Annotated in this window: 30 protein-coding genes and 1 tRNA gene; 16 read left to right on the forward strand and 15 right to left on the reverse strand. The window is 69.4% G+C overall.

All coding sequences use genetic code 11. From position 1 onward, the window contains the following. Positions 1-95 precede the first annotated feature (95 nt). From GRX01_RS14535 to GRX01_RS14560, 6 genes are all read left to right on the forward strand, one after another. A complete protein-coding gene (locus GRX01_RS14535; RefSeq protein WP_159669004.1) occupies positions 96-947 on the forward strand; it encodes a deoxyribonuclease IV in 852 nt (283 codons plus the stop codon). Positions 948-1,034: 87 nt separating this feature from the next. Further along, positions 1,035-1,454: a hypothetical protein gene (locus GRX01_RS14540; RefSeq protein WP_159669007.1), complete on the forward strand. Its 420-nt coding sequence runs from the start codon at positions 1,035-1,037 to the stop codon at positions 1,452-1,454. A gap of 75 nt (positions 1,455-1,529) precedes the next feature. After that, on the forward strand, positions 1,530-3,059 hold the full coding sequence (locus GRX01_RS14545) for a carboxypeptidase M32 (protein WP_159669010.1): 1,530 nt from the start codon (positions 1,530-1,532) through the stop codon (positions 3,057-3,059). Between the two features lie 232 nt (positions 3,060-3,291). Next, positions 3,292-3,480 (forward strand): HVO_0416 family zinc finger protein, encoded by a 189-nt coding sequence (locus tag GRX01_RS14550; RefSeq protein WP_159669013.1) that lies wholly within the window; start codon positions 3,292-3,294, stop codon positions 3,478-3,480. 189 nt (positions 3,481-3,669) lie between these two features. Continuing rightward, entirely contained in the window at positions 3,670-5,529 is a 1,860-nt protein-coding gene (locus tag GRX01_RS14555; RefSeq protein WP_159669016.1) for a UvrD-helicase domain-containing protein, read from the forward strand. Beyond that, positions 5,530-6,807 carry a M24 family metallopeptidase gene (locus tag GRX01_RS14560; protein ID WP_159669019.1) on the forward strand — a complete coding sequence of 426 codons (1,278 nt, stop codon included), beginning with the start codon at positions 5,530-5,532 and terminating at the stop codon, positions 6,805-6,807. 13 nt (positions 6,808-6,820) lie between these two features. Here GRX01_RS14560 and GRX01_RS14565 read toward each other — a convergent pair whose 3' ends face one another. Next, complete coding sequence (locus GRX01_RS14565) at positions 6,821-7,069, reverse strand: DUF7533 family protein (RefSeq protein WP_321168133.1); 249 nt, start codon at positions 7,067-7,069, stop codon at positions 6,821-6,823. 70 nt (positions 7,070-7,139) lie between these two features. Then, positions 7,140-7,784, reverse strand: coding sequence for a DUF502 domain-containing protein (locus tag GRX01_RS14570; protein WP_159669022.1), 645 nt, complete (start codon positions 7,782-7,784; stop codon positions 7,140-7,142). Positions 7,785-7,879: 95 nt separating this feature from the next. On the opposite strand from GRX01_RS14570, the gene GRX01_RS14575 reads away from it, so the two are divergent. Continuing rightward, the gene (locus GRX01_RS14575; RefSeq protein ID WP_159669025.1) at positions 7,880-8,551 is read left to right on the forward strand and encodes a riboflavin synthase; all 672 of its coding nucleotides are present in this window, start codon (positions 7,880-7,882) and stop codon (positions 8,549-8,551) included. 318 nt (positions 8,552-8,869) lie between these two features. On the opposite strand, the gene GRX01_RS14580 is transcribed toward GRX01_RS14575, so the two are convergent. Next, positions 8,870-9,421, reverse strand: coding sequence for a DUF4188 domain-containing protein (locus GRX01_RS14580; RefSeq protein WP_159669028.1), 552 nt, complete (start codon positions 9,419-9,421; stop codon positions 8,870-8,872). 153 nt (positions 9,422-9,574) lie between these two features. Between GRX01_RS14580 and GRX01_RS14585 the strand changes: the two genes are divergently transcribed. The 3 genes from GRX01_RS14585 (at position 9,575) to GRX01_RS14595 (ending at position 11,408) form a co-directional block, all read left to right on the forward strand. After that, a complete protein-coding gene (locus tag GRX01_RS14585) occupies positions 9,575-10,033 on the forward strand; it encodes a hypothetical protein (protein ID WP_159669031.1) in 459 nt (152 codons plus the stop codon). Positions 10,034-10,233: 200 nt separating this feature from the next. Next, positions 10,234-10,803 carry a helix-turn-helix domain-containing protein gene (locus tag GRX01_RS14590; RefSeq protein ID WP_201289613.1) on the forward strand — a complete coding sequence of 190 codons (570 nt, stop codon included), beginning with the start codon at positions 10,234-10,236 and terminating at the stop codon, positions 10,801-10,803. Between the two features lie 173 nt (positions 10,804-10,976). Beyond that, positions 10,977-11,408: a hypothetical protein gene (locus GRX01_RS14595; protein WP_159669037.1), complete on the forward strand. Its 432-nt coding sequence runs from the start codon at positions 10,977-10,979 to the stop codon at positions 11,406-11,408. Positions 11,409-11,835: 427 nt separating this feature from the next. On the opposite strand, the gene GRX01_RS14600 is transcribed toward GRX01_RS14595, so the two are convergent. The 5 genes from GRX01_RS14600 to GRX01_RS14620 all read right to left on the reverse strand — a co-directional run bounded on the left by GRX01_RS14600 (position 11,836) and on the right by GRX01_RS14620 (position 14,602). Beyond that, a tRNA-Ser gene (locus tag GRX01_RS14600) sits at positions 11,836-11,917 on the reverse strand. A 28-nt stretch (positions 11,918-11,945) separates the two neighbouring features. Then, positions 11,946-12,149, reverse strand: coding sequence for a hypothetical protein (locus tag GRX01_RS14605; protein ID WP_201289614.1), 204 nt, complete (start codon positions 12,147-12,149; stop codon positions 11,946-11,948). Positions 12,150-12,152: 3 nt separating this feature from the next. Further along, entirely contained in the window at positions 12,153-12,533 is a 381-nt protein-coding gene (locus GRX01_RS14610) for a Rid family detoxifying hydrolase (protein WP_159669040.1), read from the reverse strand. Positions 12,534-12,628: 95 nt separating this feature from the next. Next, positions 12,629-13,840 carry a threonine ammonia-lyase gene (ilvA, locus tag GRX01_RS14615; RefSeq protein ID WP_159669043.1) on the reverse strand — a complete coding sequence of 404 codons (1,212 nt, stop codon included), beginning with the start codon at positions 13,838-13,840 and terminating at the stop codon, positions 12,629-12,631. 288 nt (positions 13,841-14,128) lie between these two features. Further along, positions 14,129-14,602 (reverse strand): gamma-glutamylcyclotransferase family protein, encoded by a 474-nt coding sequence (locus tag GRX01_RS14620; protein ID WP_159669046.1) that lies wholly within the window; start codon positions 14,600-14,602, stop codon positions 14,129-14,131. Positions 14,603-14,725: 123 nt separating this feature from the next. Here GRX01_RS14620 and GRX01_RS14625 point away from each other — a divergent pair, with 123 nt between their 5' ends. Then, positions 14,726-16,150, forward strand: coding sequence for an MATE family efflux transporter (locus tag GRX01_RS14625; protein ID WP_159669050.1), 1,425 nt, complete (start codon positions 14,726-14,728; stop codon positions 16,148-16,150). Positions 16,151-16,226: 76 nt separating this feature from the next. Further along, a complete protein-coding gene (locus GRX01_RS14630) occupies positions 16,227-17,729 on the forward strand; it encodes an MATE family efflux transporter (RefSeq protein WP_159669053.1) in 1,503 nt (500 codons plus the stop codon). A gap of 51 nt (positions 17,730-17,780) precedes the next feature. Here GRX01_RS14630 and GRX01_RS14635 read toward each other — a convergent pair whose 3' ends face one another. The 5 genes from GRX01_RS14635 to GRX01_RS19525 form a co-directional block, all read right to left on the reverse strand. Next, positions 17,781-18,041: a hypothetical protein gene (locus GRX01_RS14635; protein WP_159669056.1), complete on the reverse strand. Its 261-nt coding sequence runs from the start codon at positions 18,039-18,041 to the stop codon at positions 17,781-17,783. 107 nt (positions 18,042-18,148) lie between these two features. Further along, the gene (gene citZ, locus GRX01_RS14640) at positions 18,149-19,285 is read right to left on the reverse strand and encodes a citrate synthase (protein WP_159669059.1); all 1,137 of its coding nucleotides are present in this window, start codon (positions 19,283-19,285) and stop codon (positions 18,149-18,151) included. An 87-nt stretch (positions 19,286-19,372) separates the two neighbouring features. Continuing rightward, the gene (locus GRX01_RS14645; RefSeq protein ID WP_159669062.1) at positions 19,373-19,813 is read right to left on the reverse strand and encodes a PaaI family thioesterase; all 441 of its coding nucleotides are present in this window, start codon (positions 19,811-19,813) and stop codon (positions 19,373-19,375) included. A gap of 147 nt (positions 19,814-19,960) precedes the next feature. Continuing rightward, the gene (gene ubaA, locus GRX01_RS14650; RefSeq protein WP_159669065.1) at positions 19,961-20,776 is read right to left on the reverse strand and encodes an SAMP-activating enzyme E1; all 816 of its coding nucleotides are present in this window, start codon (positions 20,774-20,776) and stop codon (positions 19,961-19,963) included. A 115-nt stretch (positions 20,777-20,891) separates the two neighbouring features. After that, complete coding sequence (locus tag GRX01_RS19525) at positions 20,892-21,554, reverse strand: helix-turn-helix domain-containing protein (protein ID WP_201289615.1); 663 nt, start codon at positions 21,552-21,554, stop codon at positions 20,892-20,894. Positions 21,555-21,694: 140 nt separating this feature from the next. On the opposite strand from GRX01_RS19525, the gene GRX01_RS14660 reads away from it, so the two are divergent. The 3 genes from GRX01_RS14660 (at position 21,695) to GRX01_RS14670 (ending at position 24,755) form a co-directional block, all read left to right on the forward strand. Beyond that, on the forward strand, positions 21,695-23,365 hold the full coding sequence (locus tag GRX01_RS14660) for an NADH-quinone oxidoreductase subunit D (protein ID WP_159669068.1): 1,671 nt from the start codon (positions 21,695-21,697) through the stop codon (positions 23,363-23,365). Positions 23,366-23,503: 138 nt separating this feature from the next. Further along, positions 23,504-24,514 carry an NADP-dependent oxidoreductase gene (locus GRX01_RS14665; RefSeq protein WP_159669070.1) on the forward strand — a complete coding sequence of 337 codons (1,011 nt, stop codon included), beginning with the start codon at positions 23,504-23,506 and terminating at the stop codon, positions 24,512-24,514. Positions 24,515-24,578: 64 nt separating this feature from the next. Further along, complete coding sequence (locus GRX01_RS14670; protein ID WP_159669073.1) at positions 24,579-24,755, forward strand: hypothetical protein; 177 nt, start codon at positions 24,579-24,581, stop codon at positions 24,753-24,755. A 44-nt stretch (positions 24,756-24,799) separates the two neighbouring features. On the opposite strand, the gene npdG is transcribed toward GRX01_RS14670, so the two are convergent. After that, on the reverse strand, positions 24,800-25,468 hold the full coding sequence (gene npdG / locus GRX01_RS14675) for an NADPH-dependent F420 reductase (RefSeq protein ID WP_159669076.1): 669 nt from the start codon (positions 25,466-25,468) through the stop codon (positions 24,800-24,802). 144 nt (positions 25,469-25,612) lie between these two features. Between npdG and GRX01_RS14680 the strand changes: the two genes are divergently transcribed. After that, positions 25,613-26,092: a hypothetical protein gene (locus tag GRX01_RS14680; protein WP_159669079.1), complete on the forward strand. Its 480-nt coding sequence runs from the start codon at positions 25,613-25,615 to the stop codon at positions 26,090-26,092. Positions 26,093-26,135: 43 nt separating this feature from the next. On the opposite strand, the gene GRX01_RS14685 is transcribed toward GRX01_RS14680, so the two are convergent. Continuing rightward, positions 26,136-26,387, reverse strand: coding sequence for a DUF7534 family protein (locus GRX01_RS14685; protein ID WP_159669082.1), 252 nt, complete (start codon positions 26,385-26,387; stop codon positions 26,136-26,138). Between the last annotated feature and the right edge of the window lies 1 nt (position 26,388).

Genomic DNA, 26,388 nt, shown 5'->3' on the forward strand with positions numbered 1-26,388 from the left:
CGGTTGAGAACTTCCGTGACCGCCGGGGCGTCTGCGAACTCCCGCGAGCGGCCGCTTCCGAAGCCGCTTTGCCCCCCGACTCGCCACCAGTGGGTATGAGCGCAGACAGCGACGCGACGCTCCGGATCGGAGCCCACGAGTCCATCGCCGGCGGCACGTACAACGCGGTCGACGCGCTGGTCGACGACGGCGGCAACTGCGGCCAGATCTTCACTCACTCCCCGCAGGTGTGGCAGAGCCCGAACATCGACGACGACGAGGCCGAGCGGTTCCGCGCCGCGAGCGACGAACACGGCGTCGGCCCGTGGGTCATCCACTCGTCGTACCTCGTGAACCTCTGCACGCCGAAGGACGACCTCCGCGAGAAGTCGGTCGACTCCATGCAGGAGGAAGTCGACGCCGCCGCGAAGCTCGACATCCCGTACGTCAACGTCCATCTGGGCGCCCACACCGGCGCGGGCGTCGATCAGGGGCTCGACAACGCCGCGAGCGCCCTCGACGAACTCGACATCCCGGACGGCGTGACCGTGCTCGTCGAGTCGGACGCGGGCTCGGGCACCAAGCTCGGCGGCGACTTCGAGCACCTCGCGGCGGTGCTGGAACGCTCCGAGCAGGACCTGGACGTCTGCCTCGACACGGCCCACGCGTTCGCCGCGGGCTACGACCTCTCGACGGCGGAGGGCGTCGAGGAGACGATCGCGGAACTCGACGAGGTCGTCGGGCTGGAGCACCTGGAGTGCGTCCACCTCAACGACTCCAAACACGAGTGCGGGACGAACAAGGACGAGCACGCCCACGTCGGCGAGGGACTCATCGGCGAGGAGGGCATGCGCACGTTCATCAACCACGAGGACCTGCGCGACGTGCCCCTCGTGCTGGAGACGCCCACCGAGGACGGCAAGTCCTTCGCGTGGAACATCGAGCGCGTGCGCGAGCTTCGGGAGTAACCCAGTCACCGACCGACACCGCATCCTCAGCGCCCACCACACCCATCCACTCGCTCACCTACTCGCTCACTCACCGACCCCGAATCGATGACCCGGGCTCCCCGCTCCCTGCTCGGCCAGTTCGTCCTCTGGACCGCCGGCGCCGTCGGCGTGCAACTGGTTCTCGGCGTCTCGTGGGGAGCGCCCGAGAGCGTGTTCGACCCGGCCGCGCTCGCGGACGCCGCACTCGTCGGTGCCTGCGTCGCCGCCGGCGGCGTCGCGGCGTCGTCGCTGTCCGTCTACGGGCGTGATATCGTCGGCGTCCTCGTCGCTACCGGCCTCCTCACCGCGCTGTCGACGGCGGCGTTCGGCGCCGGCGCGGCGACGACGAACGAGCTGATCTCGCTGGTCGCCGGCTACGCCGTGTTCGTCGCGCTCGCGTACACGGCCGGCTGGGCCCTCGACGGCGTGCTCCGACGGGGCGTCGTCGTCGAGGACGGCGCGGCGACGTTCGCCGGGGATCGGTAGCCGTCCGCGACGCGGAAGTCGGCCATCCGTGCGGGCCACCCGGACCTTGATAGCGCGGGGCACACACCCACGCGCATGGCACCTCCATCCGCCGACCTCGACTCGACGGTCACCGACGACGCCCCCGACGCGTATCGCGATCTGATGGACCGATACGCCCGCGTCTCGCACCTCGAGAGCGGCAGCGGCGTCCTCTACTGGGACCAGCAGGTGACGATGCCGACCGGCGGCACCGCCGCCCGCGGGAAACAGCTCGCGGCGCTGTCGGCGACGACCCACGAGAAGCTGACGAGCGACGAGATGGCCGACGCGCTCGACGCCGCCGAGGACGCCGACCTCGACGACGAGCGCGCGGCGAACGTCCGCGAGATCCGGCGGCGCCACGAGCGCAACCGCTCGGTGCCCGAGTCGCTCGTCGAGGAGCTGACCGAGCACCGCTCGCACAGCCAGCAGGTGTGGAAGGAGGCGAAGGCCGACGACGACTTCGGCCACTTCGCGCCCGCGCTGGAGACGCTTCGCGACCTCCAAGTCGAGCGCGCGGAGGCGATCGCGCCCGACCGGCCGGCCTACGAGGTCATGTACGAGGACGGGGAGCCGTACCTCCCGCTGGAGCGGCTGGAGGAGATATTCGAGGAACTGAAGGCGGGGCTCGTGCCGCTCATCGAGGAGATCGAGGCCTCGGACGCCGATCTCGCGTCGCCGTTCGTCGCGGCGGGTCCGTACGACGAGGGGACCCAGCGCGGGCTCTCGGAGGCGGTACTGGACCTGCTGAACTACCCCGACGACCGCGGTCGACTGGACGTGTCCGCCCACCCGTTCACCTCCGGCAACCAGTTCGACGCGCGGATCACGACGCGGTTCAAGCCCGAGGACCCGATGGACGCGTTCACCGCGACGGTCCACGAGTTCGGCCACGCGAGCTACGAGTTGGGCCTGCCGGACGGCCGCTTCGGCGAGCCGATCGGCGCGTCGCTGTCCTCCGGCGTCCACGAGTCGCAGTCGCGGTTCTGGGAGAACCACGTCGCCCGAACCGAGCCGTTCTGGGAGGGGTTCGTCGACGAGGCCAACGACCACCTCGGCACCGACGCGACCGCGCGGGAGGCGTACGAGGCGGTGAACCAGATCTACCCGGACAACCTGATCCGCGTCGAGGCCGACGAGCTCACCTACCACCTCCACATCATCCTCCGGTGTGAGATCGACCGCGCGGTCGTCGAGGGCGACCTCTCGATCGAGGAGGTCCCGCGGGTCTGGAACGAGAAGATGGACGACTACCTCGGCGTCGTCCCCGACACCGACGCCGAGGGCTGTCTGCAGGACATCCACTGGAGCAGCCGCTTCGCCGCGTTCCAGGGGTACACCATCGGGTCGGTGCTGGCGGCGCAGTTGGACCACGCGATGCGCGAGGACCTGGGCGACGTGGACGCGCTGATCCGCGAGGGCGACCTCGAACCGCTGTGGGAGTGGATGACCGAACACGTTCACAGCCACGGCCGGCGGTATCCGACCGACGAGCTGGTCGAGGAGGCGACCGGCGAGCCGCTGACGGCCGAGTACTTCCTCGACTACGTCGAACGGAAGTTCGGCGATCTGTACGACCTCTGAGCGACGGACGAGGCGCGACGGTCACGTTCCCCGGGAACTCGGATCCGCCCACGGCCGACCGGATCGCTCACTGCCGACCCCGACCGCTCACGACGGATCGGATCGCCACCGGTGAACCGCGATCCGACCGGTTCCGGACGTCGTTCCGTGCGTTCCAACCCCCTTCCGGCGATTTCACGAACGAGAGACTCGCCAGAAGGTATATGTAGTGGTGTGGTATAGCATAACATGTATGGCGTCGGCACCGAGCCCCGATGGCGACCTGTTCGACGAGTTCCTGACCAGCCGCGGCCACGACGTGGAGCCGGCCCGATGGGAGGAGTCCTATAACAAGAAGCAGTGTCCCGACTGCGGGGGACTGCACGACGACGACGCCGTGGAGTGCTCGGTGTGCGGCTGGCGACCCGAGCCGTCCCCCTGACCGCGCCGCGAGTTGACGGCCGGGCGAGCCGACTGTTCGACCGGAGAACCGCCCCGGTCGCCGACCGCGCGGCCCGAGGCCGTCGGTTCGACCCTCGCGAGGCATCGATATCGCGTTCTCCGTTCCACACGCGTCCGTTCGCGAGCGCAAGCCACGGCGCTTATGAGTCGCGCCCGAGAGGGAACGGTAATGAGCGACCCGACGGTGACCCGCCTGTTCGGTGGCCCGGGCAGCGGGAAGACGACCGCGCTCCTCGACCGCGTCGAGGGGCTCATCGACGAGGGCGCGGACGTCCGCGACATCCTCGTCGTCTCGTACACGCGCGCGGCGGCCGCCGAGGTGCGCGAGCGCCTCGCCGAACGTCTCGACACCACCCCCCGTCACCTTCAGGGGAACGTCTGTACCATGCACGCGAAGGCGTACGAGCTGTTGAACCTCTCCCGGGGCGACGTGGTCGGGGAGGACGACAAGGAGGCGTTCTGCGACGACTACGGCGTCGAGTACGAGGACGAGTACTCCGGCGGCGGCCGCCGCACCGCGCGGTCGACGACGCTCGGGAACAAGGTGATCGCCACCTCCCAGTGGCTCCAGCGCACGAAGCGCGACGTGGCCGACTGGTACGACGTGCCGTTCCAGTGGGACGTGGAGGAGGTCCGGCTGCCCCCCGATATCGACCCGAACGCACAGGAGGGGAACAAGTACACCCCGACGTGGCCCGGCGACGACGACCGCCTCGACGTGCCCGAGGCGATCCGGGCGTGGCGCGCGTACAAGGGCGACGAGGGGCTTGTCGGCTTCGCCGACATGCTCGAACGGGTGGCACAGCGCTCGCTGCTCCCCAGCGTCGACCACCTCGTCATCGACGAGTTCCAGGACATCACGACCCTCCAGTACGACGTGTACGAGGAGTGGAAGCCGCACATGGAGTCGGCTCTCATCGCCGGCGACGACGACCAGGTCGTGTACGCCTGGCAGGGCGCCGACCCCGCGCTGCTGCTGGACACCGAGGTCGACAACGACGAGGTGCTGCCGAACTCCTACCGGCTCCCCTCGAACATCCTCAACGTCGTCAACACGGAGATCCGGCACATCGACAAGCGACAGGAGAAGGACCTCAAGCCGCGAAAGGAGGGCGGCACCGTCGAGGCGGTCGACTCCCCGTCGATGCTCGACCTCGTGCGGAACGTTCGCCACACCGTCCGCAGCTCGGACGACGAGACGGTGATGGTGCTGTTCCGCGCGCGCTACCAGATGTTCGACTTCATCGACGAGTTCATGTCGGAGGGGATCCCCTTCTCCTGTCTCACCGACCAGCGGATGTGGACCGACCGGCTCACCGACTACGTCCGCGCGGTCGAGGCGGTCGACAGGGGCGAGGCGCTGACGGCGCTCGAGGCCCGACGCCTCGCGGACATCCTGCAGGACTCGGCGTTCGGCAGCAACGACCGCGACGAGCTGTACGACTTCCTCGACGACGTGGAGGAGACCGCCGACGAGGACGACCTCGCGGAGATCCCGCTGTCGCCCGAGGACGTGAAGGAGTACGTCCCGTTCATGCCCGACGGTCCCGCCGCCGCCGACATGGCCCGCAAGATCACCAGCTTCCAGCGGAAGTCGGTGAAGGCGTACTTCGCGGGCGACTACGAGGGCGAGGACCCCAGCCGGGTCCGCCTCGGCACGATCCACTCCGCGAAGGGTCGCGAGGCCGACCACGTGTTCGTCAACACGGACCTCACCGAGAAGGTGGTCGAACAGATGGCCGCCCAGGCCGAGCAGCAGGGCCTCGACGTGACCGGCGTCGACGGCGAGGAGTTCACCAAGTCCACCAGCCCCGTGCCGGTGCTCACGAACAACGAGCGCCGGGTGTTCTACGTCGGCATGTCCCGCGCTCGCGAGCGGCTCGTCCTCATGGAGAACCTCGTCACCGGCGCGCCGACGCTCCCCATCTCGGTCGTCCTCCACAACGAGATCCGCGAGGAGGACCCCCAGGCGATCGTCGACGAGATCGTCGAGGAGGTCGAGGCGCCCGACCCCGAAGTCGAAGCGTAGATGCCCGGCCAAGGAGCCGGCCCCGCGTCCGGAACCGACGACGCGCTCGACACCGACTACGCGCCGCTCGCGGCCGAACTCGCCGCGCGAGACGCCGTCGGGTTCGTCGCCGTCGGCGACCGCTTCGACGACGACCTCCGGTGGCTGACTCGATTTTCCGGTCCGGACCGCGACTACGCGTTCGTGGCGACGCCCGCGAGCGACAGTGACGACGACCGCGACGGCGCCGAAGCGGACGGCGACAGCGTTCACACCTCACTATGCGCGCCCGCGCTGTTCGACGAGCAGGCGCGGCGGGAGTTCCCCGGCGACGCGGTCCGCGTCGACGACCAAGGCGATCCGGCGGGCGTTCGCGCCGCCGGCGCGCTCGCCGACCGCGGCGCGGAGTCGGGCACCGTGCTCGTCCCGCGGGGGATCCCCCACGACGCCGCCGTCTACCTCGAACGCGCGGGCTACGAGGTCGCCTCGACCGACGCCGTCGCACGCGCCCGGGAGACCAAGACCGACGCGGAGATCGACCGACTGCGGCGCGTCCAGCGCGCGGCGATCCGCGGGATCGCCCGCGCGGAGGAGATACTCGCCGAGGCGACCGTCGACGCCGCCGCGGACGGACGCGACGACGCGGCCGGGGGCGGCGACGGTGCCGGCGCGGTGCGCTGGAACGGCGGCGTGCTCTCGACGGAGCGCCTCCGGCGACAGGTGAACGAGGTGCTCGCGGCCCACGGCGTTCGCGACGCCGACAACACCGTGATCGGCGCGGGACCGACCGCCGCCGACCTGCACTACACCGGCACGGACGTGATCCGGCCGGGCGAGACGGTGCTGCTGGACGTGTCGCCGCGCGGCCCCGACGGCTATTACGGCGACGTGACGCGGACGTTCGCGGTCGCCCCCGACGGCGGCTGGGAGCGCCGGGCCTACCTCGCGGTCGAGGCGGCTCGGGAGGCCGCCCTCGAGGAGGTCGCAGCCGGCGTCCCGGCCTCGACCGTCCACGAGGAGGCCGCCGCCGAACTCGCGGCCCACGGCTTCCGCGTCGACTCCCCCGAGGTGGGGTTCACCCACTCGACGGGCCACGGCGTCGGCGTCTCGCTCCACGAGGGGCCGTCGCTGGGGGGCGACGACGAACTGGAGCGCGGCAACGTGGTCACGATCGAGCCGGGCGTGTACGACCCGGAGGAGGGCGGCGTTCGCCTCGAGGACCTGATCGTCGTCACCGACGACGGCTTCGAGTTCCTCGGGGAGTACCCGTTCTCGCTGGTACCGCGCGAGCGCGAGTAGTCGGGTCCCGGCGCTATCGCTCGTCGGCGTCGTCGGGCTCGTCGACAACGGCGCCGACGGCCGTCTCGGCCGCCTTCGCCGGCACGTCGTCGGGACTCGTGAGCCGGCGGGGCAACACGACCATCAGGACCGCGATCACCAGCGCCAGCGTACCGAACACGGTTCCGCCGTTGAGTATGGTCTGGATCCCGTAGACTGCGACCGGGAGGGCGAAGATCAGCGTCGCCGCGAGTCCGACCTGTTCGAGGATGCCGAGCGCCACGCGAGTCGGTACAGCGGCGGGCGTTGAAACCCTGTCGCCCGGGTCCGGCCGTCGGACACCCTCACCGGAATCACTCGGCCGTGGAGACCGCCGGGGGGAGCCGGTTCGGGTCGTCGACCGACAGCCCCGTCGTGACGAGCAGCCGGAGACCACGCGCGACGCTCATGTCGATCTCCGCGTAGTCGTCGGGGTGCATCATCACGAGCTTCCCCGCGGTCGGGTTGGGACTGTGCGGGAAGAAGACGGTCATCAGCTCCTCGCCGGCCGCCCTGCGGACGCTGCGCGGGGCGGGGTTCGTGACGAAGCCGATCGACCACGTGCCGTCGTGGGGGAACTCCGCGACGACGACGCGGTCGAAGCCGTCGCCGGGCGTCGCCAGCGACTCGCTCACCTGCCGGACGCCGAAGTACACCGCCCGGATCACCGGCAGGAGCCGAACGCCCCGCTCGAACCCGCCGAACAGCCGTCGCCCCGCCTCGTGGGAGGCGACGAAGCCGACGAGTGTGATCACCAGCGCGACGAGCGCGATCGCCAGCGCCGTCGCGAGCGCCTCGTTGCCCGCCACCTCGGCGAGGCCCGTGCCGCTCACGACCGGCGCGAGCGTGACGGTGAGCCGGTCGACCGCCCAGTCGAGAACGAACAGCGTCACCGCCAACGGGAGCACGACGAACAGCCCCGCGACGAAGCTCGAACGCAGCCGCGCGATCGCGTCCATACCGGTCGACGCGGGCGGACCCAAATAAGTCCACGCGTCTCCGCGGCCGTCTCGGTATCGGAACGCTTTCCGCTCGCGAGATACTTCGGTCGGGCATGTTCACCGGAATCGTTGAGACGGCCGGCGAGGTGGTCGGGCGCGAGGAGACGCCCGACGGGCTCCGCCTGCGCGTCGCGGCCGGCGGGCTCGACGACCTCCATCACGGCCAGTCGATCGCCGTCAGCGGCGTCTGTCTCACCGTCGAGGAGTTCGGCGCGATCGACGCGGACGACCCGGCCCCCGGCGACGACCGCTCGTGGTTCTCCGTATTCCTCGCCGCCGAGACCGTCGCGAGGACGTACCTCGACGACCTGCGCGAGGGCGACGCGGTCAACATCGAGCGCGCGCTCGCCGCGGACGGCCGCTTCGACGGCCACGTGGTGCAGGGACACGTCGACACCACCGCCGAGATCACCGAGATCGAGCGCGTGGGCGAGGACTGGCGGTTCACCTTCTCCATCCCCGAGGGGTTCGGGCGCTACGTCGTCGACAAGGGCTCGGTCGCGCTCGACGGTATCTCGCTGACCGTCGCCGAGAAGCGCGACGGCGAGTTCGACGTGGCGATCATTCCGACGACCTACGAGTTGACGAACCTCGGCGGGAAGGAGGTCGGCGATCCGGTGCACGTCGAGGTCGACGTGGTCGCGAAGTACGTCGAGGAGATGCTGGAGGGGTACGCGGAGTCGCTGCTGGACGCGCCGGAGCGGGCGCCGTCGGCGGACGATTAGCGTTCTGCGGTCGTTCACGAGGGCTGTGCTCTCGTGAACGGCGCGTGTCGGCCGACTTCCGGTCACGCGAACAGGGCCGTGTGAGCACAGCACAGCGAACGCTGATGCAGGGATGAGTGAGTCGTGATCGACGGGCGAATCGACCGGGGAAGGTGAGGCGGCAGTCGGGTGGGGCTTTCACAGCCATCCCGTCGATGTCAGGCCTCCCGTCCGAATCGACGCGAGCATCGTCGGAATCGGGTAGCCGGCTCTGTTCGATCCTCGGCTGGTGATAGGGTTGAGGTCCTCGGTAAGTACGGGTGACACACTAGTCAATTCTCACGCGGAGTCGGTTGCTCGGAGCGGGGAATCAGTCCCGTCAGTATGTCCCGATCGGCCTGCTGCCGTATCCCGTTGGCCCGATGCAGGGGCGATCTTCGTGCCGTCGCTCGCGGCAAGGCCGTGGGGTGGCATATTGTTGTAGACCGTCTCGTACTCGTCAGGACCCACGATGAACGTCTCGTGCCAGATTCCGACGGCCGCATCCTCCTTCCTCCCGGCCTCGTAGTAGTCTTGCCAAGCAGGGTAATGGAGGCGATCACTATCCCGTGCGTACTCATGCAGGGCCTCAAAAGAGTCCCAGTAGTGGATGAATCCGACGTTTCGGATACCGGGCCCGACTACTGTTCGGCTTCCGAGTAGACCCGATTCCGGATCCGAGACGAGTTCCCGAACCATTCGTGGCGCGAGTAGGAGGATCGGCAGCCAACGATGGATCTTCCAGAACGCGTTGATTCGGACCCCGATATGAAAGACGACAAACTCCTCGTCACGTTCCGCAGCAACCTTCTGTTCGATAGGTTCGTCAGTGCGATGGTGGTCGTCCGACATCGTGATGGAAAAGAGGTTCTTTCCGGGTGTGCCTTCGCCCAATATGTTGGGCTGCAACGGCCGAGCGACCGTTCATAACTGCGCGTCGTATCTGTTCAACACGAACCAACATGTTGGGCAAAATCTGACTGCGGTAGCCGACGATATCCAGATATGGAACTCAAAGACGCGTTTCCGATCGACCTGCCAACGACAGACACCACCTTGACGCGGGCGTTTTCGCTGTTCGTACTGGTGCCGACGGTGCTGGGAATAGCACATCATATCGATCACATCATCCGCGGCAATCACGTCGGCTGGCCAATCACTCCCGAGGTGAACGCGTTTACGTACAGTCTTGTCATCTATCCGCTGCTCGTGATGAGTATCTATCTGACGCTGACTCGGCGTGTCGAGGCCAGGTACTGGGCCGGGTTCTTCGCGTTCAGTGCCGGGATGCTCGCGTACTTCCATATCAGTCCGTGGGCCGTGGAACCACCACAGGACGTGATGGTGCCGTACGCGAATCCCGTCGCCGGCTATCTTGCGTTTGGGATCGTGCTCGCACTCATCGCATCAGTCGTCATCGGATCCATATACGGGGCAGTTCTGTGGTACCGGAACGCCCCGTGACTAGGGATACCGGAGCGATCAAGCCGGAGATGTGAGCACCGTAGTACGGGCTAGTGAAGAGATTGTTTTTTAACACAACGGGAGGGGTGTGCTACAATGGCTTCGTTTCAGTCACGTCGGTCGTACCAGGTGAGCGAGACGTGATTCGCGCACGGTTCCGCATGCCACTGTCCGAAGATATCTGGGTCACTGAGGTGTCAATGTCGTTTCCAGAAGCGACGCTCCGACTGCTCACCGGCGTCCCGAAGGGTGATCGGGCGCTCGAACTCGGTGAAGTACGGGCCGACGATCCGGAGCAAGTCGCCGATGTGATCCGGGCCCACCCGGATATATTCAACTACGACGAGTTGTACGTGGACGAGCACAGAGCCATCGGACAGTACGAAGCCGACGAGAAGAGTCTCTACGCGTTCCTTTGGGACTCCTCACTCCCGCCGGAGTTTCCGATCATCGTCGAGAACGGCGAGATGGAGTTCGACCTGACCGCGACACAGAAACAGTTCGAGGCGTTTGGCTCAGCACTCGAGGAGACCAACCGCGACTACGAACTCTTGACGCTCGTCCATACTGATGAACAGGACAGCCTGCTGACCGACCGGCAGTGGGAATACGTGACTGTCGCGTACCGCCGTGGGTACTTCGAGGTACCCCGGGAGTGTACCCTTGCTGAACTGGCAGATGCATTTGGTGTGGACAAATCGAGTGCCAGCGAGACGATTCGCCGTGGAGCCGGGCGAATTATCGGCCAGTTCATCGTTAGTCGTGAGTGATCGCTAAGCAGTTTTCAGGGATCAGCTGTTTCAGACGGGGATATGTCTATCAAATAGGGTTTCAATAGCGTTGTGATACCGTGTACTCGGCACACCCACCTTACTCCGTTCTAAGCTGTAGACCGAGAGAATGCCCACTTCCAATATCCCTCCAGTCAAATGCCTGTCTACTGATGGTCCCCGATCCAGTTCTCGCGGCCGGATTCCTCATCTGCGGCACGTTCACCGTTGTTCTGGGGATCGTTCACTTTGCCATGCCGTGGCTACTGGACTTTGACGGCGCGATACCGCTCGATGGAGACTCGTTGCGTCCGCTTGATCTGTTCGTCGTCACATACCGGACGAAGCGGTCGGATCTCCGCGGGATCGCGCAGATCATGAATCACGCCGTCAGCTACACCCTCGTTTCGATCGGCGTTGTCGATCTACTGGCGTCGCGCTGGCTTGCGGCGTGGTTCGCACCGTACCTGCTCGTGTGGATCGCTGGCTGGTGGTTCCTCCGCGCGGTGACACAGCGTCATATGGGATCCCGACCGGGCGATCGGCTGGTCGCGGCCGGGTTCACGCTCATCGGGCTGTTCCATCTCGCGGTCGCTGTGGGTTAGAGAGAGCGATCACTCTGGGCTGCTGGCGATTTCACTCGTCGTCCGAGTCGACTTCGCCGGCGGCGCCGTGGCGTGGCGACTGCTTCCCGGGTCGATGTCGTACCGCGGGCCCCTCGCCGGCTTGCTCGCGACGGTACTGACCGACGTCGGCGCGACGCTGCTGGTCGTCCCCCTCTCGATCGCCAGCAGCCCCTCCCGACCGAGGGTGTCCGTGGAGTTCGGTCTGCTCGTCGGCGCCGTCGGATCCCTCACCACGTTCTGGCTGACCCTCCCCATCGGCGCCGTCAGCGGCTGGATTCACGGAGCCACGGCTCGCGTCGCTCGCTGCGCAGGCTGCGACTCGTCTATTTCAAATCCCCGTCGGAAGGGCATACACGGGTCGACGGCTCACTCGCTACGCTCGTTCGCGTTGTCGACCCGAGAAGTACGCCAGGACAGGGATTTGAACCCTGGATCCCATAGGGGAACACGCTTTCCAGGCGTGCGCCTTACCACTCGGCCATCCTGGCTCGCACCGATCCTTCCCCGCTGTGAGTTTTAAGCCTGTCCCTTCCGCGTCAGTCGATACTCGAACCGATAGGCGGCGACGGCCACGACCCCGCCCGCGACCGCCGCGAGCGCGAACAGCCCGGCGAACCCGAACGGCAGGCCCGGACCGACCAGCACCAGCGCCTGCCCGCCGACGAGCACGAGCAACAGCCCGACCGCGCCCCACAGCAGCGCCGACTTCTCGCGGGACACCGCCTACGACACGTCGACGACCGCCTCGATCTCGACGCCGACGCCCTTCGGGAGCGCGCCCGCCTGCACCGCCGAGCGCGACGGCGGCTCCTCGGTGAAGTACGTCGCGTACGTCTCGTTCATCTCCTCGAAGTCGTCGATGTCCGCGAGGAACACCGTCGTCTTCAGCACGTCCGAGGCGTCGCCCCCGGCCTCCTCGACGATCGCGAGGAGGTTGTCGAGCGCGAGCTCGGTCTGCTCGGCGATCGGCGCGTCGTCCTTCAACTCGCCGTCGGGCGTGAGGGGGATCTGCCCCGCCGTGAACAGGAGGTCGCCGTTCGTCGTCGCCTGGCTGTACGCGCCGACCGCGGCCGGCGCCTCGTCGGTGGAGACCACGCGCTTCATACCCGAGAGTGCGACCGGGCGGCGCATAAATCGCGGGGGAGTCAGTTCGTCGGACACGGCGTCCGCCGTCTTCCCGGCGACGGCGTCGCGTCACGTCAGGCCTCGACCTCGACCTCGTAGCCCGCCTCCTCCAGCGCGGCGACGACCTCCGCGGCGTGCTCGTGCCCGTGGGTCTCCAGTTCGATCTCCAGGTCCGCGGCATCGACGGCGATGTCGCGGGAGGTGCGGTCGTGGGTCAACGCGTAGACGTTGGCGTCCTCGCGGGCGATGATGGTCGCGACGCGCTCCAGTTCGCCGGGACGGTCCTTCAGTTCCAGCGAGACCTTGAGGTAGCGGCCCATCCGCACGAGCCCGCGGAGGATCACCGTGATCAGCGTGTTCATGTCGACGTTCCCGCCACACAGCGCCGGGACGATCACCTCCCCCTCCTCGTAGTCGAACCGCTCCTCCAGCACCGCCGCGAGTGCCACCGCGCCCGCGCCCTCGACGACGGTCTTCGAGCGCTCCAGAAGGAGAGTGAGCGTTTCGGCGATCGCCTCGTCGTCGACGGTGACGACCTCGTCGACCCGTTCGCGGATGTACGGGAACGTGTGCTCGCCGACCTCCCGCACCGCGATGCCGTCGGCGACCGTGTCGACGCCGCTCAACTCGACGCGTTCCCCCTCCTCCATCGACCGGGCGGCCGAATCGGCCCCGGCGGCCTGCACGCCGACGACGCGCACGTCGTCGAGCGCGCCCTTCATCGCCGTCGCGACCCCCGAGATCAGGCCGCCACCCCCGATCGGAACGACGACGGTGTCCACCTCGGGGCACTGTTCGGCGATCTCGAGGCCGATCGTCCCCTGGCCGGCCATCACGCGCTCGTCCTCGAACGCGTGGACGTACACCCTGTCCTCCTCGCGTTCGAGCTCGTGGGCGTGCGCCTGCGCCTCGTCGTAGTCGATGCCGTGCAGGACGACGTCGCCGCCGTAGCGCTTGGTCGCCTCGACCTTCGAGACCGGCGCGTACTTCGGCATCACGATGGTCGAGTCCACGCCCGCCCGCGTCGCCGCCAGCGCGACGCCCTGCGCGTGGTTGCCGGCGCTGGCGGTGACGACGCCGCGCTCGCGTTCCTCGTCGGTGAGGGCGGCGATCCGGTTCATCGCGCCGCGGATCTTGAACGCGCCGGTTCGCTGGGTGTTCTCCAACTTCAGATTGATCTCCGCCCCCGTCAGTCGCGAGAAGCTATGTGAGTAGTTCAGGGGCGTCCGTACCGCGACCTGTTCGACGTGCTCGCGGGCGGCGAGCACGTCCTCGTAGTCGAGCATACACCGGCTTCGCCGGTCGCCGGTGTATCGGTTGTGGTCACCGCAGTCGGTCGGACGGGAGTCGAGCTGGTCGAGCGGGCTCCACGTCCGCTCCGGGCGAACGGGCCAGCGAGCCGACGGCTCGCGAGCGGAAAGTGGGGAAAGAGGGGGAATGCACGCGTGTGACGTGCAAGAGCAGACAGGCACCCCGAGTATATAAAAGTAATTCACGCGGAGTGGAAGTGAAACCGCAAGACAGCAGCCACCTCCAGTCGGCGTCAGACGCTCGTCCGCCTCCCGTCGCGCGCTTCAACCTTGCGGCTGTACCCGCACCGTGACGCCGCGGTCACGGACCGCGCGTACGACCCGCGCCTCGAAGGATCCGTCCCCCGGCCACGTCGCCGGCGCGTCGAGTCGGCCTGGGTCGCCGACGTACACCGCGGCCTCGCCCCGTCGCTCGCCGTCCGGGGCGACCAGCGGAACCGACACCCGCACGTACAGCCCGTCGTCGACCCCCTCGTACGCGTCGAGCGCCGCGATCTCGTCGGTGCGCAGCAGTCGACCGCCGACCGTCGCGTCGGCGCCGATACCGTCGTCGACGCGGTCGCCGCCGATGCGGTCCCCGCCGGCGTCCTCGCCCCGGAGGGGCGGTGCGAGCGTCGGGTAGCGACCCTCGACGACGCGCAGCCCCTCCAGCCTCGCGGCGCCGACGAACGCGAACGAGTCGAGCAGTTCGTGCACCCGGTCGGGCTCCGTGAGCGTGCCGTACACGAACACGTCCATGGGAGCCACAGTCCGCCCGTGGGTTTGGCTGTTTGGACGCGCCGGAGCCACCGCAGCGCCCTCGGTCGTTCCGGGGCGTTCCGCTTCCGGAACCGCCAAACCGCGGCCGTTCGAGGGGTGGATATGAGCCGGGAGCGCCTGCTCGGCGTCTGGCGGCGCGTGATCTCGCTCGCGTGGCCCGTGATGGCCGAGCAGACGTTCCGCACGGCGATGCGGACGACCGACATCATCGTCACCGCGCAGTTCTCCCCGGCGGCAGTCGTCGCCATCGGCCTTGCGGACCTGTACGCCCGGTTCCCGCTCCGGATCGGCCTCGGCCTCGGCGGCGGCGCCATCGCGCTCTCCAGTCAGGACACCGGCGCCGCCGCCGACGCGAACCGCGACGAGGCGGTGACGCAGGCGCTCCTGATGGGCCTGCTCGCGGGCGTCCCGTTCGTGTTCGTCGGGCTGTTCCTCGGCGAGCCGATCATCGCGCTCCTCGGCGCCGACGCGGACACCGCGGCGCTGGGGGGAACGTACCTCGCCATCGTGTTCGCCACCGCGCCCGCGCGCCACGTCGCGCTCATCGGCGCGCGGTCGCTACAGGGCACCGGCGACACCCGCACACCGATGTACGTGAACGTGCTCGCGAACGCGCTCAACATCGCGGGGTCGTTCGTGCTGGGCCTGGGGCTCCTCGGCGCGCCGCGCCTCGACATCGTCGGCGTCGGCGTCGCGACCGCCGCCGCGAACGTGCTCACCGCCGCGCTCCTGCTGGCGGCGATGGCGACCTCGTGGGCCGACGCGAGCCTCGTCCGTCCCCGCGACACGGTGATCGCGAGACAACTCCTCCGAGTGTCGACGCCGCGGGTGCTGGAGGGCTTCTCCGCGACGATCGCGGAGTTCCCGTTCAACGCGCTGCTGCTCGGGTTCGGGACGGAGGTCAACGCCGGCTTCCAGATCGGTCGCCGGATGTACCAGCAGGTGACCGGCCCGCTCTCGCGCGGCTACAACGTGGCCGCCAGCGTCGTCGTCGGGCAGTCGCTCGGCGACGGCGACGCCGACGGCGCCCGCTACAACGGCTACGCGGTGGCGGGGCTCGGCCTCGCGACCGTCGGCGTCATCGGCGTCCTCCTGGTCGCGTTCGCGCCGGCGTTCGTCTCGGTGTTCACCGACGACGCCGGGACCGTCCCGCACGCGGTCGCGTTCGCCCGCGTGTACGGCGCGACCGCCGCGTTCCTCGTCGCCTTCACCGTCCTCTCGGGGGCGCTTCAGGGCGCAAGCGAGACGCGCGTTCCCCTCGTGGGACGGCTCGTCGGGACCTTCGGCTTCCTGCTCGGAACGACGTATCTCGTCGGCGAGGTGCTCGGCTTCGGCGCACGGGGCGCGTATCTCGCGGTCGCCCTCCAGTACGTCTGCATGGCCGCGATCGTTCTCTGGGGGTTCCGCTACACGAACTGGGCGTCGCGGGCGGCCGAGATGATGGCCGAGCGCGGGAGTGCCGAGGGCGGCGACGAGGCGGACGGGGCCGGCGAGGGCGACCCGGCGGGCGGTCCGGGCGGATCGTAGCCGACGCCGGCCGTCGCCGCGGGAACTCCTGTCTAAGGTCCGATATTTACAAGTGGGCGAGCCGCGGCGGTCCGGTGTGTCCCTCCGCTCGCGCGTCGCCGCGGGCCTCGACGACGCCCTCCCGACCGGGTGGTACCCGACCTGGCGGCGGGCGCTGGGCCTCGGCATCCCGGTGACCGCCCGCAACGGTGTCGGCCAGCTCATGCGGACGACGGACGTCGTGATCTCTGCGGCGCTGTCGCCGGCCGCGGTCGTCGGCCTCGGCATCGCCGACCTCTTCGCCTCGCTCCCGTTCCGCGCGAGCGGCGGCGTCATCGGTGCGTCGTCGACTCTCACGAGTCAGGACACCGGCGCCGGCGCCGACGCGAACCGAGACGAGGCGTTCACCCAGGCGGCCCTGCTCGCCGCGCTGGTGACGCTCCCGTTCGCACTCGTCGGGATAGCGTTCGGCGAGGCGGTACTCGGGATCGTCGGGGCCGACGCGGAGTCCGCCCGCGAGGGGGCGCGCTACCTCGCGCTGGTGTCGGTCCCGATGCCGCTGGGTGCGCTCGCCGCGGTGTCGAGCGCGACGCTCGAGGCGACCGGTGACACCCGAACTCCGACGTACGTCTCGGTGCCGGCGTCCGTGTTCAACGCGGCCGCCTCGCTCGTGTTCGGTCTCGGTCTGCTGGGCGCGCCGCGGCTCGGGATCGTCGGGATCGGCGCGGCGTCGCTGGTCGCGATGACCGTCCGGTCGCTCGTGCTCGTGGGCTACGTGCACTTGCGCGGCCCCGTCGGGTTCGTCCGGCCGGGGGATCCCACGATCGCCCGACAGATCGTCCGCATCGGCGTCCCACAGAGCGCTGCGGGGCTCGTCACAGCTGTCGCGGTGTTCCCGTTCAACACGCTCGTCCTCCAGTTCGGGACCGCCGCCAACGCGGGGTATCAGCTCGCGTGGCGGGTGTACACACAGGTCCTCGCGCCGGTCGGGAGGGGTGTCTCCCGCGGCGCGAGCATCGTCGTCGGCCAGCGCCTCGGCGAGCGCGCCGCCGCCGATGCGGGCGGCGGAGGCGGCGACGCTGCCGGCGGCGATGACGACGACGGAGGCGCTGACGTCGCTGCCGCCGAGAACGACGAGCCCGGGCTCCCGGCCGCGCGCGTGGCGACGGCGTTGGTCGTCCTCGGCGGTGGCATCGCGCTCCTGCTCGGCGGTGGAGTCGCCCTCGCGGCCGCGCCGATCGCCGGCCTCCTGGCCGCGGATCCGGCCGTCGCGGACGCCGCCACCCCGTTCATCACGGTGTTGGGACTGTCGGGAGTGCTCGGCATCACGAACGTCGTCGCCTCGGCGTCACTCGACGCCGCCGGCGAGACGCGGATCCCGTTCGCCTCGCGAGTCGTCGGGATGTTCGGCGGCTACGTCGGCGTCTCGTGGGGACTGTACGAGATCGCCGGGTGGGGGATCGAGGCCGCCTACGCCGGCCAGTTCGCCTGCTATGCGCTCATGCTCGCCGTGACGGCATGGGGACTCGTTCGGACCGACTGGGTCGGGCGGGCGACGGCCATGCTCGACGAGCGCGGAAGCGTCGGCTCGGACGGGTGAGAGATCGGGTCAGAAAGGCGGCGCCATCCGAGAGCGGTCCGAGTCGTCGCCTCAGCGACGCGCGTACCGGACGAGTTCGCGACCGAGGAAGCCGACCGCGAGGCCGGCGCCGAACGCGCGGGCGAGTCCGCTGCGGCGTCGCGCAGCGTATTCCTCGGGGAAGTAGTCCGTCATGAGGTCGAACATGCGCTCGCCGACCTCGTGACGGACGAGTTGGCCGCGCTCTCCGGCTCGAGTTCGCGCCTCGCTTCGGACCTTCTCGGCGTACTCGCTGTAGTCGTCGCTTCGGGGAGTTTTGATCTTTAGATCCATACACACTATACCCGCTCTGTGGATATAACCATTTCTCAGGCGCGTGTGAGCACGAGACTCGGAGCGATATCCGAGAGAAGTCGATCGAACGTCTACCAGTATCCGATCTATCGCTCGTCGATCGGCACCCACTTCGCGTCCTTCTCGCCCACGTAGCGGGCCCGCGGACGGATCAGCCGGTTGTCCTCGAACTGCTCCATCACGTGCGCGGCCCAGCCGCCGGCGCGCGAGACGGCGAAGATGGGCGTGTAGATGTCGATCGGGATCCCCATCTGGTAGTACGTCGTCGCCGAGTAGAAGTCGACGTTCGGCGCGAGGCCCTTCTCCTCGGCCATGTACTCCTCGATGGCGACGCTCATCTCGTACCACTTCCGGTCGCCCGAGGCCTCGCCGAGTTCCTCCGAGCGGTCGCCGAGGATCTTCGCGCGCGGGTCCTTCACGTTGTAGACGCGGTGGCCGAAGCCGGCGACGCGGCGGCCCTCATCGAGCGCCCGCTTCACCCACTCGACGGGGTCCTCGTCGGCCTCGTCGACCTCCTGGAGCATCCGCATCACGTTGGCGTTGGCGCCGCCGTGGAGGCTCCCCGAGAGCGTGCCGACCGCGGAGGTGATCGCCGAGTGCATGTCCGCGAGCGTCGACGCCGTCACCGTCGCCGAGAAGGTGGAGGCGTTGAGGCCGTGGTCCGCGTGGAGCACGAGCGCCTGATCGAACACGTCGGCGGTGACCTCGTCAGGCACCTCGCCGTTGAGCATGTACAGGAAGTTCTCGGCGTGGCCCAGGTCCTCGCGCGGCTCGACGGGCTCGTCGCCGTCGCGGACGCGCGCGAACGCCGCCAGCGCCGTCGGCAGCTTCGCCGTGATCCGGCGCGCCTTGCGGACGTTCGCCTCGGGGTCCGTCGGGTCGGCGTCGGTGTCGGGGTCGGCCGCCGACAGCATCGAGGCGGCCGTGCGCATCGCCGCCATCGGCTCCTCGTCGGCCTCCGCGAGTCGCGTGACCGTCTCGAGCGTGTCGTCGTCGAGGGCGCGCTCGGCGCTCATCGCGTCCGCGAACGTTGACAGCTCCGACTCCGTCGGGAGTTCGCCGTTCCACAGGAGGTACACCGTCTCCTCGTAGGAGGCGTGTTCGGCGAGGTCCTCGATGGCGTAGCCGCGGTAGACGAGTTTGCCCTCGTCGCCGTCGATGAAGCTGAGGTCGGACTCGGCGACGAGGACGCCCTCCAGTCCCCGCTTGAGTTCGTCGGACATACCTCGGGATTCCGAGGGGCGGCCGAAAAGCGTTATCTTTCGGGAAGAACCCACACGCGTCGCCGGGTACGCTCCGGCGCGGACGTCTCACTCGTTCAGTGAGTCGTCGCCCGGCGTGACGCCCCAGGCGCCGCCGTCGCCGCCGCCGCCCGTCTTGAACGTCCCCCGCGCGTCGGCGACGTGGGTGCCGTCGACGTCCTCGATGGTCACCTCCGCGGTGGCGACGCTGCCGCCGTCGCGCACGACGGTCGCCTCCGCGCGCAGGTCGGTCGTCGCCGGCGCGAGGTAGTCCATCCGCATGTCGACTGTCGGCGTCGGCTTGTGGTGCAGGGAGATGACCGCCGCGCCCGCGGCCGTGTCCGCCAGGGCGTACGTGACGCCGCCGTGGGCGATCCGCCGCCCCGGTACCGACGACAGCTCGTCGCGCATGGGGAGTTCGACGACCGCGCGGCCGTCCGCGGCCTCCACCACGTCGAGTCCGAGGTGGTCGGCGAACGGCATCCCGTTGAGCAGGTCGGCGACGCTCATCGCTCCCCCCGCTCGGCGTGCCCCGGAGAGTCGTGCATACGGTCGGGGTCGGTGTCGGGGAGCAAAAGCGGACCGAACCGACGCCGGACGGGTCGTCTCGAGGCGCTCGTCGCTCCGTTGTCCCTGACCGCTCCCGGCGTCCCTCGCTCAGTCGGCCGTGACGGCGCAGCCGTGCTCGTAATCGATCCCCTCGATGGAGTCGATGGGGTCGTCGCCGCACACCGGGCAGTCGGGGTTGCGCCGGTACGGCACCGTCTCGAAGGTCATGTCCATGGCGTCGTAGAACAGGAGCCGGCCGTCGAGCACCTCGCCCGCATCGAGCAGGAGCTTCACGGCCTCGGTCGCCTGCACGCAGCCGACGGTCCCGGGGAGCACGCCCAGCACGCCCGTGCTCGCGCAGTCGGGGATCTCGCCCGGCTCGGGCGCCTCGGGGAACAGACAGCGGTAGCAGGGGCCCTCGGGCACCAGCGTGGTCGCCTGCCCCTCGAACTTGTAGATGGAGCCGTGGGCGACCGGCGTGTCGGTCAGGCGCGCCACGTCGTTGACGAGATAGCGCGTGCCGAAGTTGTCCGAGGCGTCGACGACAACGTCGTAATCGGCGACCAACTCCTCGGCGTTGCCGGCGTCGAGCCACGTCTCGTGGGGCTCCACGTCCACGTCCGGGTTGAGGCGGCCGACGTACTCGGCGGCCGACTCGACCTTCGGGCACCCCACGTCGGCGTCCGCGTGGACGATCTGTCGCTGGAGGTTCGACCGCTCGACCTCGTCGTCGTCGACGATACCGATACGGCCGACCCCCGCGGCCGCGAGATACTGGATGACCGGCGAGCCGAGCCCGCCGGCGCCGACGACCAGCGCCGAGCCCTCCAGGAGCGCCTGCTGGCCCGCCGGGCCGACCTCGTCGAGGATGATGTGCCGCGAGTAGCGGTCGAGTTGGGTGGAGTCGAGCGCGAGTCCGGTCATGCTCGACTGTCGTTTCCGTACGGGCATAAGCGCCCTGCCGGCGGCGAGGCGGCCGGTGGACTGTGCGGCTCCGACCGTCGAGTGAGCCGGTTCGTGGGTCGCGTTCCGCCCGTCGCTATCGATCGTCGACGGCGCCCCGGACGAGCGTGGCCTCCGCTCGCCGGATGTGCTCGGCCGCCGTGCTCGGGGCACAGTCGAGACGCTCGGCCACGTCCGCCACCGTCGCACCCCGCGGCTCCTCGTAGTAGCCGGCGTCGACGGCGGCGGCGACGACCTCGCGCTGGCGATCGGTGAGTCCCGCGCCGGGGTCGACCGCCGCGCCGGCGCCGCTGCGAACCCGACGGACCGACACGTCCACGCCGTCGGGGGTTCGGTCGATCGCCCGTCCGAGCGCGTCGCCGGTGCCGACGACCGAGAACCGCATCGAGCCGTCGGTGTCGTAGACGACGGGCGGGACGACCACGACGTTCCCGTCGGCGAACGCCTCGACGAGTCCGCGGTCGCGTTCGGTGAGGCGTTCGCGGACGTACAGGTAGAAGCCGTCGACGGTGGACTCGGCGGACGGTTCGACGACCTCGGCCGTGTCGACGCCGTCCAGCGCGGGAAGGAACGGCTCGGGCGGCCCGTCGATGTGGAACAGCAGGACGTTCGTCTCGCCGATCCGCGGGTTCCACTGGAGCAGCCGCGTCGGACCGAACTCCGGACGCTCGGCGACGAACGCGTGCATCGGATGCGTCGACGCCTCGTCGGGTTCGAGCCGGAGGGCGAGCGTCTTCACGCCCGACCGGATCACGTGCCCGACACATAAACGATCCCAGATATGCGGGAAAACGGTCAGCGTTCGTCGGAACCGATCGTCGGACACGACCGGCGACCCGTCGCCGTCCCCCGCGGCGGCCACCGGCCACACTCCCATCCATGAGCACACAGACGCCAGCGGAACGACCCGACAGCGACGACCCGATCGCGCCACCCGACGAGCTCGCCGAACTGCTGGGCGATCGTGTGATCGGTCGCGAGGAGCACCTGAACGCGCCCGGTTACGTGATCCGGCCGGACACCGTCCAAGATGTACTGTCGACGCTGAGGAACGAGGCCGGATACGACCACCTCTCGTGTGTCACCGCTCAGGAGTACGAGGACCGCTACGAGTCCATCTACCACCTGAAGACGTACGATGATCCGACTCGTGAGGTCTCGGTCGTCGTCCCCGCGGACACGGAGGCGCCCAGAAGCGAGTCGGCCGAGCCCGTGTTCCGGACGGCCGACTGGCACGAACGCGAGGCGTACGATCTGATCGGTATCGAGTACGACGACCACCCCGACCTCCGCCGCATCCTCCTTCCCGAGACGTGGCAGGGGCATCCGTTGTCGCTCGATTACGATCAGACCCGTCCGCAGATCGTCAGGTACGACGAGAACGCCAACCCGCTCGAAGCGGACACCCGCGCCGAGCAGGCCACGGACACGATGATGCTCAACATCGGTCCCCACCACCCCGCGACTCACGGGGTGATGCACCTGGAGGCGACGCTGGACGGCGAGCAGGTCGTCGACGTGGAGCCGGACATCGGCTACATTCACCGCTGCGAGGAACAGATGTGTCAGAACGGCACCTACCGCCACCAGATCATGCCGTACCCCGACCGCTGGGACTGGGGCGGCGGCGGGCTGCTCAACGAGTGGGCGTACGCCCGGGTCGCCGAAACGCTCGCGGACATCGAGGTGCCCGAGTACGCGCAGGTCATTCGGACCATGAGCGCCGAGCTGTCGCGTATCCTCTCGCACCTGCTGGCGGTTGGCGCGTACGCGCTCGACGTCGCCGGCGACTTCACCGCGACCTTCATGTACGCGATCACCGAGCGTGAGACGGTTCAGAACGTCCTCGAGGACCTGACGGGCCAACGGCTGATGTTCAACTACTTCCGCCTCGGCGGCGTCGCGTGGGACCTGCCCGAGCCCCGCGAGGAGTTCTTCGAGAAGACCCGCGACTTCCTCGATGAGTTGCCCCGCCGGCTCGCGGAGTTCCACGACCTGCTCACGGGCAACGAGATCATTCAGATCCGAACCGTCGACACGGGCGTGCTGCCGCCGGAGGTCGCCAAGAACTACGGCTGTACGGGACCGGTCCTCCGTGGCTCCGGCGTCGACTACGACCTGCGCCGCGACGACCCGTACGGCTACTACGACGAGCTCGACTGGAACGTCATCACGCAGGAAGGCGGCGACAACTTCGCTCGGTTGCAGGTCCGGCTTCGAGAGATGGAGGAGTCCGCGAAGATCATCGAGCAGTGTATCGACCTCCTCGAAGGGTGGCCGGAGGCAGATCGCTCGGTGCAGGCGAACGTCCCGAGAACGATCAAACCCGACGACGACACCGAAGTGTACACCGCCGTCGAGGCGGCGAAGGGCGAACTCGGCATCTACGTCCGCGCCGACGGGACGGACGAGCCCGCGCGGTTCAAGATCCGGGGACCGTCGTTCTCGAACCTCCAGGCGCTGCCCGAGATGGCCGAGGGGGAACACGTTCCCGACCTCATCGCGAGCCTCGGAAGCTTGGACACGATCATGGGCGAGGTCGACCGCTGAGGCGGGTCGGCTCGCCGCGACGTTCGACTGGCGGTCCGCTTCGGCACGCCGGCTCCGGGAGGGGTCGCCGACGGAAACCGCCGGCGCGTCGTCTCCCGTTCCCGAAGGGTTACGCGCCGGGCGCCCGTCGCGTCGTCCATGTCCGACAACAGACGCTTCCACCTCGCGAAGCGACCGGAAGGCGTCCCGAGCACAGACACGTTCGACCTCCGCGAGGTCGACCGGCCCGACCCGGGTCCGGACGAGGCGCTCGTGCGCGTGCTGTACCTCTCGGTCGACCCGTACATGCGCGACCGGATGCGCGCCGGCGAGTCGTACGCCGACCCGTGGGAGGTGGGCGACCCGCTCCGCGGCGGCGCCGTCTGTGAGGTCGTCGAGTCCAACGGCGCCGGGTTCGAGCCCGGCGACACGGTCGTCGGCAACCTCCCGTGGGCCGAGTACGCGACCGCGAGCGGGTCGGACCTCACGCCGGTCGACACCGGCGGCCTCCCCGTCTCGACGGCGCTGGGCGTGCTGGGAATGCCCGGCCGCACCGCCTACTTCGGCACCCGCGAGGTCGCCGAGCCGAAGGCCGACGACTGGATGGTCGTCTCCGGCGCCGCCGGCGCGGTCGGCTCGGTCGTCGGCCAACTCGGCGAGTTGCAGGGCGCGAACGTGGTGGGGATCGCCGGCTCCGACGAGAAGTGCGAGTGGCTCACCGACGACCTGGGCTTCACCGCCGCGATCAACTACAAACAGGAGGACGTGGGCGCCCGTCTCGACGAGGTCGCCGACGGCGTCGACGTGTACTACGACAACGTCGGCGGCCCGGTCACGGACGCCGTCTGGGGTCGGCTGAACGTCGACGCTCGCGTCGCGATCTGCGGGCAGATCGCCCTCTACAACGACGAGGAGTTCCCCACCGGCCCGCGGAAGCTCTCCAAGCTCGTCGAGACGCGTGCCCGCGTCGAGGGGCTGCTCGTGCGCGACTTCGCCCCGCGGTTCCGCGAGGCGACCGAGCACCTCGCCGGGCTGGTCGCCGCGGGCGACCTGCAGTACCGCGAGACGGTCACGGAGGGCATCGAGAACGCCCCCGACGCGTTCCTCGGGCTGTTCGAGGGCGAGAACGTCGGCAAGCAGGTGGTGAAGGTCGCCGAGACGGACGAGTAACGCGGGACCGTCCGTTCCGGCCGGGCCGACAGGGTTTCACTTCCACGCCCTGACACTCCGAGTAATGGTCTCCCGCGAGAACGTCGTCATCCTCGTGTTCATCGCCGCGGCCGTCGTACTTCTGTATGCGACGACGCTGCTGGGCGAACAGCCGCTGTGGGTCGGCGGGGCCGTCGTGGTCGGCGTCGGCGTGATCGCGCCGCTCCTGGTCAACGGCTATCTCGACCGGCAGTCGGAGTAGTCGCGGCGTCGAGAGACCCTCGGGGGGCGGCCCGGGATCGGGCGTCAGTCGAACCGGACGCCCAGGTCGTGCAGGTCCTCGTTGTTCGTCGCGACGTTGATCAGCAGCGGCGTCAGCGACTCCACCTCCGCGGCGTTCGACAGCCCGCCCGCCGACAGCGCGCGCAGTCCCTCGATCTCCTCGGCCAGCCGCGAGACGGTGTCGGCGGCCGCGTCGTCGTCGGCGAGGACGAGCGTGTCGATACCCAGTTCCTGTGAGAGGTCCGAGAGCCGCCCGGCCGCGAGGTTGTGGAACGCGCCGACGACCGGCACCCCGTCGGGGACGGCGTCGCGCACGAGCGCGGTCACGCTGCCCGCGCCCGGAGGATGGTAGTGGAAGCCGTCGTCCTCGCGTTTCATCCCCGCGGCCGGCGTGACGACCACGTCCTCGGCGTCGAGGCTCGATTCGACCGCCTCGACCGTGTCCGAGACGTGGTACGGCGGCACCGCGAGCACGACCACGTCGGCGCGGTCGGCCGCCATCGCGTTGTCGAAGCCCTTGACCGTCGCGTCGCCGCCGGCGTCGGCGACCGTCTCGGCGTAGTCGTCGGCCGCGGCGCGTGCCTTCTCGGGGTCCCGGGAGCCGACGAGCAGTTCGTGGTCCGTGTCGCGGCCCCAGCGCACGGCGAGCCCCTCGCCGATGTCGCCGGTGCCGCCGAGCAGCGCGATTCGCATGGCCGGACATGGGGTCGGGCGCGCGGTAAGCGTTGCGTGACCGGACAGGGATGACGCTATCGAGCGGGCACCTCCCGGTCGTCGTGGACGCCGCTGGGCCCACGGCGCCGCCGGCTTCATACGACTCCCTGTGGACTCGAACACATGGCCGTCCCCGACGCCGTCAACGTCCTCCTCCGACTCAGCCCGGGCGAGCGCGCCCGCCCGGGGCGCGCGTTCCTCGGCGACGACGAGCTCCTGCTGGCGCCGACGCGCCACGGGCGGCTCGCGCGGTTCGTCGCCGGCACCGTGAACGGACTGTTCGCTCACCTCCCCGAGTCGCTCGGGCTGTACGACCCGCACGCCGTCTCCCGGACCGAGGCGGTCCACGACCCGGAGACGCTCCGGATCCGCTACGGCGACCTCACGGGACTCGCGCCGTTCGTGCGGCCGACAGGCTTCGGGCTCCACCTCCGCGTCGACGGCCGGAGCGAGGAGGTCCGGCTGGCGTTCCGCTCCGACGACGAGCGGGCGGAGGCCGTCTCGCTCGCGCGGGCGCTCCGCGATCGGGCGCGCGCCGCCGGCGGCGACCCCTCGGCGTTCGATCCCGGGGGACGGACGCGTCCGCTGTCGCTCGACGAGTGATCGCGGCGGTCCCGGGAACCCGGCGGCGACCGCCTCAGGTCGGCTATCCCTCGATCTCGCCGCCGCGCTCGTAGACGAACCAGTACGCCAGCACCGGCGACACCACCAGCATCGGTCCGACCGAGAGCGCGAGCGTCAGGCGGTCCGGCGGAACGAACCGCGTCGCGAGCGCCAGCGCCAAGAGGTCGAGCATCGCCACGAGGGTGAGGAACCGAACGAGCCGCGCGATCCGCGTCCGTCGGTCCACACCCTCCCGTCGGCCGTCGGGCTCGGACTGGCCGCCGCGCTCGCTCACG

The organism is Halobaculum saliterrae (assembly GCF_009831625.1).
Classification (GTDB): Archaea; Halobacteriota; Halobacteria; order Halobacteriales; family Haloferacaceae; genus Halobaculum; species Halobaculum saliterrae.

Excerpts from the sequence above, each read along its gene's own strand:
- GRX01_RS14670 (WP_159669073.1), top strand. The coding sequence starts at position 24,579 with ATGGTCTCCCGCGAGAACGTCGTCATCCTCGTGTTCATCGCCGCGGCC.
- GRX01_RS14645 (WP_159669062.1), bottom strand. The coding sequence starts at position 19,813 with ATGAGCGTCGCCGACCTGCTCAACGGGATGCCGTTCGCCGACCACCTC.
- GRX01_RS14625 (WP_159669050.1), top strand. The coding sequence starts at position 14,726 with ATGAGCCGGGAGCGCCTGCTCGGCGTCTGGCGGCGCGTGATCTCGCTC.
- npdG (WP_159669076.1), bottom strand. The coding sequence starts at position 25,468 with ATGCGAATCGCGCTGCTCGGCGGCACCGGCGACATCGGCGAGGGGCTC.
- GRX01_RS14550 (WP_159669013.1), top strand. The coding sequence starts at position 3,292 with ATGGCGTCGGCACCGAGCCCCGATGGCGACCTGTTCGACGAGTTCCTG.
- GRX01_RS14590 (WP_201289613.1), top strand. The coding sequence starts at position 10,234 with ATGTCGTTTCCAGAAGCGACGCTCCGACTGCTCACCGGCGTCCCGAAG.
- GRX01_RS14595 (WP_159669037.1), top strand. The coding sequence starts at position 10,977 with ATGGTCCCCGATCCAGTTCTCGCGGCCGGATTCCTCATCTGCGGCACG.
- GRX01_RS14680 (WP_159669079.1), top strand. The coding sequence starts at position 25,613 with ATGGCCGTCCCCGACGCCGTCAACGTCCTCCTCCGACTCAGCCCGGGC.
- GRX01_RS14575 (WP_159669025.1), top strand. The coding sequence starts at position 7,880 with ATGTTCACCGGAATCGTTGAGACGGCCGGCGAGGTGGTCGGGCGCGAG.
- GRX01_RS14560 (WP_159669019.1), top strand. The coding sequence starts at position 5,530 with ATGCCCGGCCAAGGAGCCGGCCCCGCGTCCGGAACCGACGACGCGCTC.
- GRX01_RS14545 (WP_159669010.1), top strand. The coding sequence starts at position 1,530 with ATGGCACCTCCATCCGCCGACCTCGACTCGACGGTCACCGACGACGCC.
- GRX01_RS14610 (WP_159669040.1), bottom strand. The coding sequence starts at position 12,533 with ATGAAGCGCGTGGTCTCCACCGACGAGGCGCCGGCCGCGGTCGGCGCG.
- GRX01_RS14660 (WP_159669068.1), top strand. The coding sequence starts at position 21,695 with ATGAGCACACAGACGCCAGCGGAACGACCCGACAGCGACGACCCGATC.
- GRX01_RS14585 (WP_159669031.1), top strand. The coding sequence starts at position 9,575 with ATGGAACTCAAAGACGCGTTTCCGATCGACCTGCCAACGACAGACACC.
- ubaA (WP_159669065.1), bottom strand. The coding sequence starts at position 20,776 with ATGACCGGACTCGCGCTCGACTCCACCCAACTCGACCGCTACTCGCGG.
- GRX01_RS14635 (WP_159669056.1), bottom strand. The coding sequence starts at position 18,041 with ATGGATCTAAAGATCAAAACTCCCCGAAGCGACGACTACAGCGAGTAC.
- GRX01_RS14665 (WP_159669070.1), top strand. The coding sequence starts at position 23,504 with ATGTCCGACAACAGACGCTTCCACCTCGCGAAGCGACCGGAAGGCGTC.
- GRX01_RS14555 (WP_159669016.1), top strand. The coding sequence starts at position 3,670 with ATGAGCGACCCGACGGTGACCCGCCTGTTCGGTGGCCCGGGCAGCGGG.
- GRX01_RS14535 (WP_159669004.1), top strand. The coding sequence starts at position 96 with ATGAGCGCAGACAGCGACGCGACGCTCCGGATCGGAGCCCACGAGTCC.
- citZ (WP_159669059.1), bottom strand. The coding sequence starts at position 19,285 with ATGTCCGACGAACTCAAGCGGGGACTGGAGGGCGTCCTCGTCGCCGAG.
- ilvA (WP_159669043.1), bottom strand. The coding sequence starts at position 13,840 with ATGCTCGACTACGAGGACGTGCTCGCCGCCCGCGAGCACGTCGAACAG.
- GRX01_RS14540 (WP_159669007.1), top strand. The coding sequence starts at position 1,035 with ATGACCCGGGCTCCCCGCTCCCTGCTCGGCCAGTTCGTCCTCTGGACC.
- GRX01_RS14570 (WP_159669022.1), bottom strand. The coding sequence starts at position 7,784 with ATGGACGCGATCGCGCGGCTGCGTTCGAGCTTCGTCGCGGGGCTGTTC.
- GRX01_RS14580 (WP_159669028.1), bottom strand. The coding sequence starts at position 9,421 with ATGTCGGACGACCACCATCGCACTGACGAACCTATCGAACAGAAGGTT.
- GRX01_RS14620 (WP_159669046.1), bottom strand. The coding sequence starts at position 14,602 with ATGGACGTGTTCGTGTACGGCACGCTCACGGAGCCCGACCGGGTGCAC.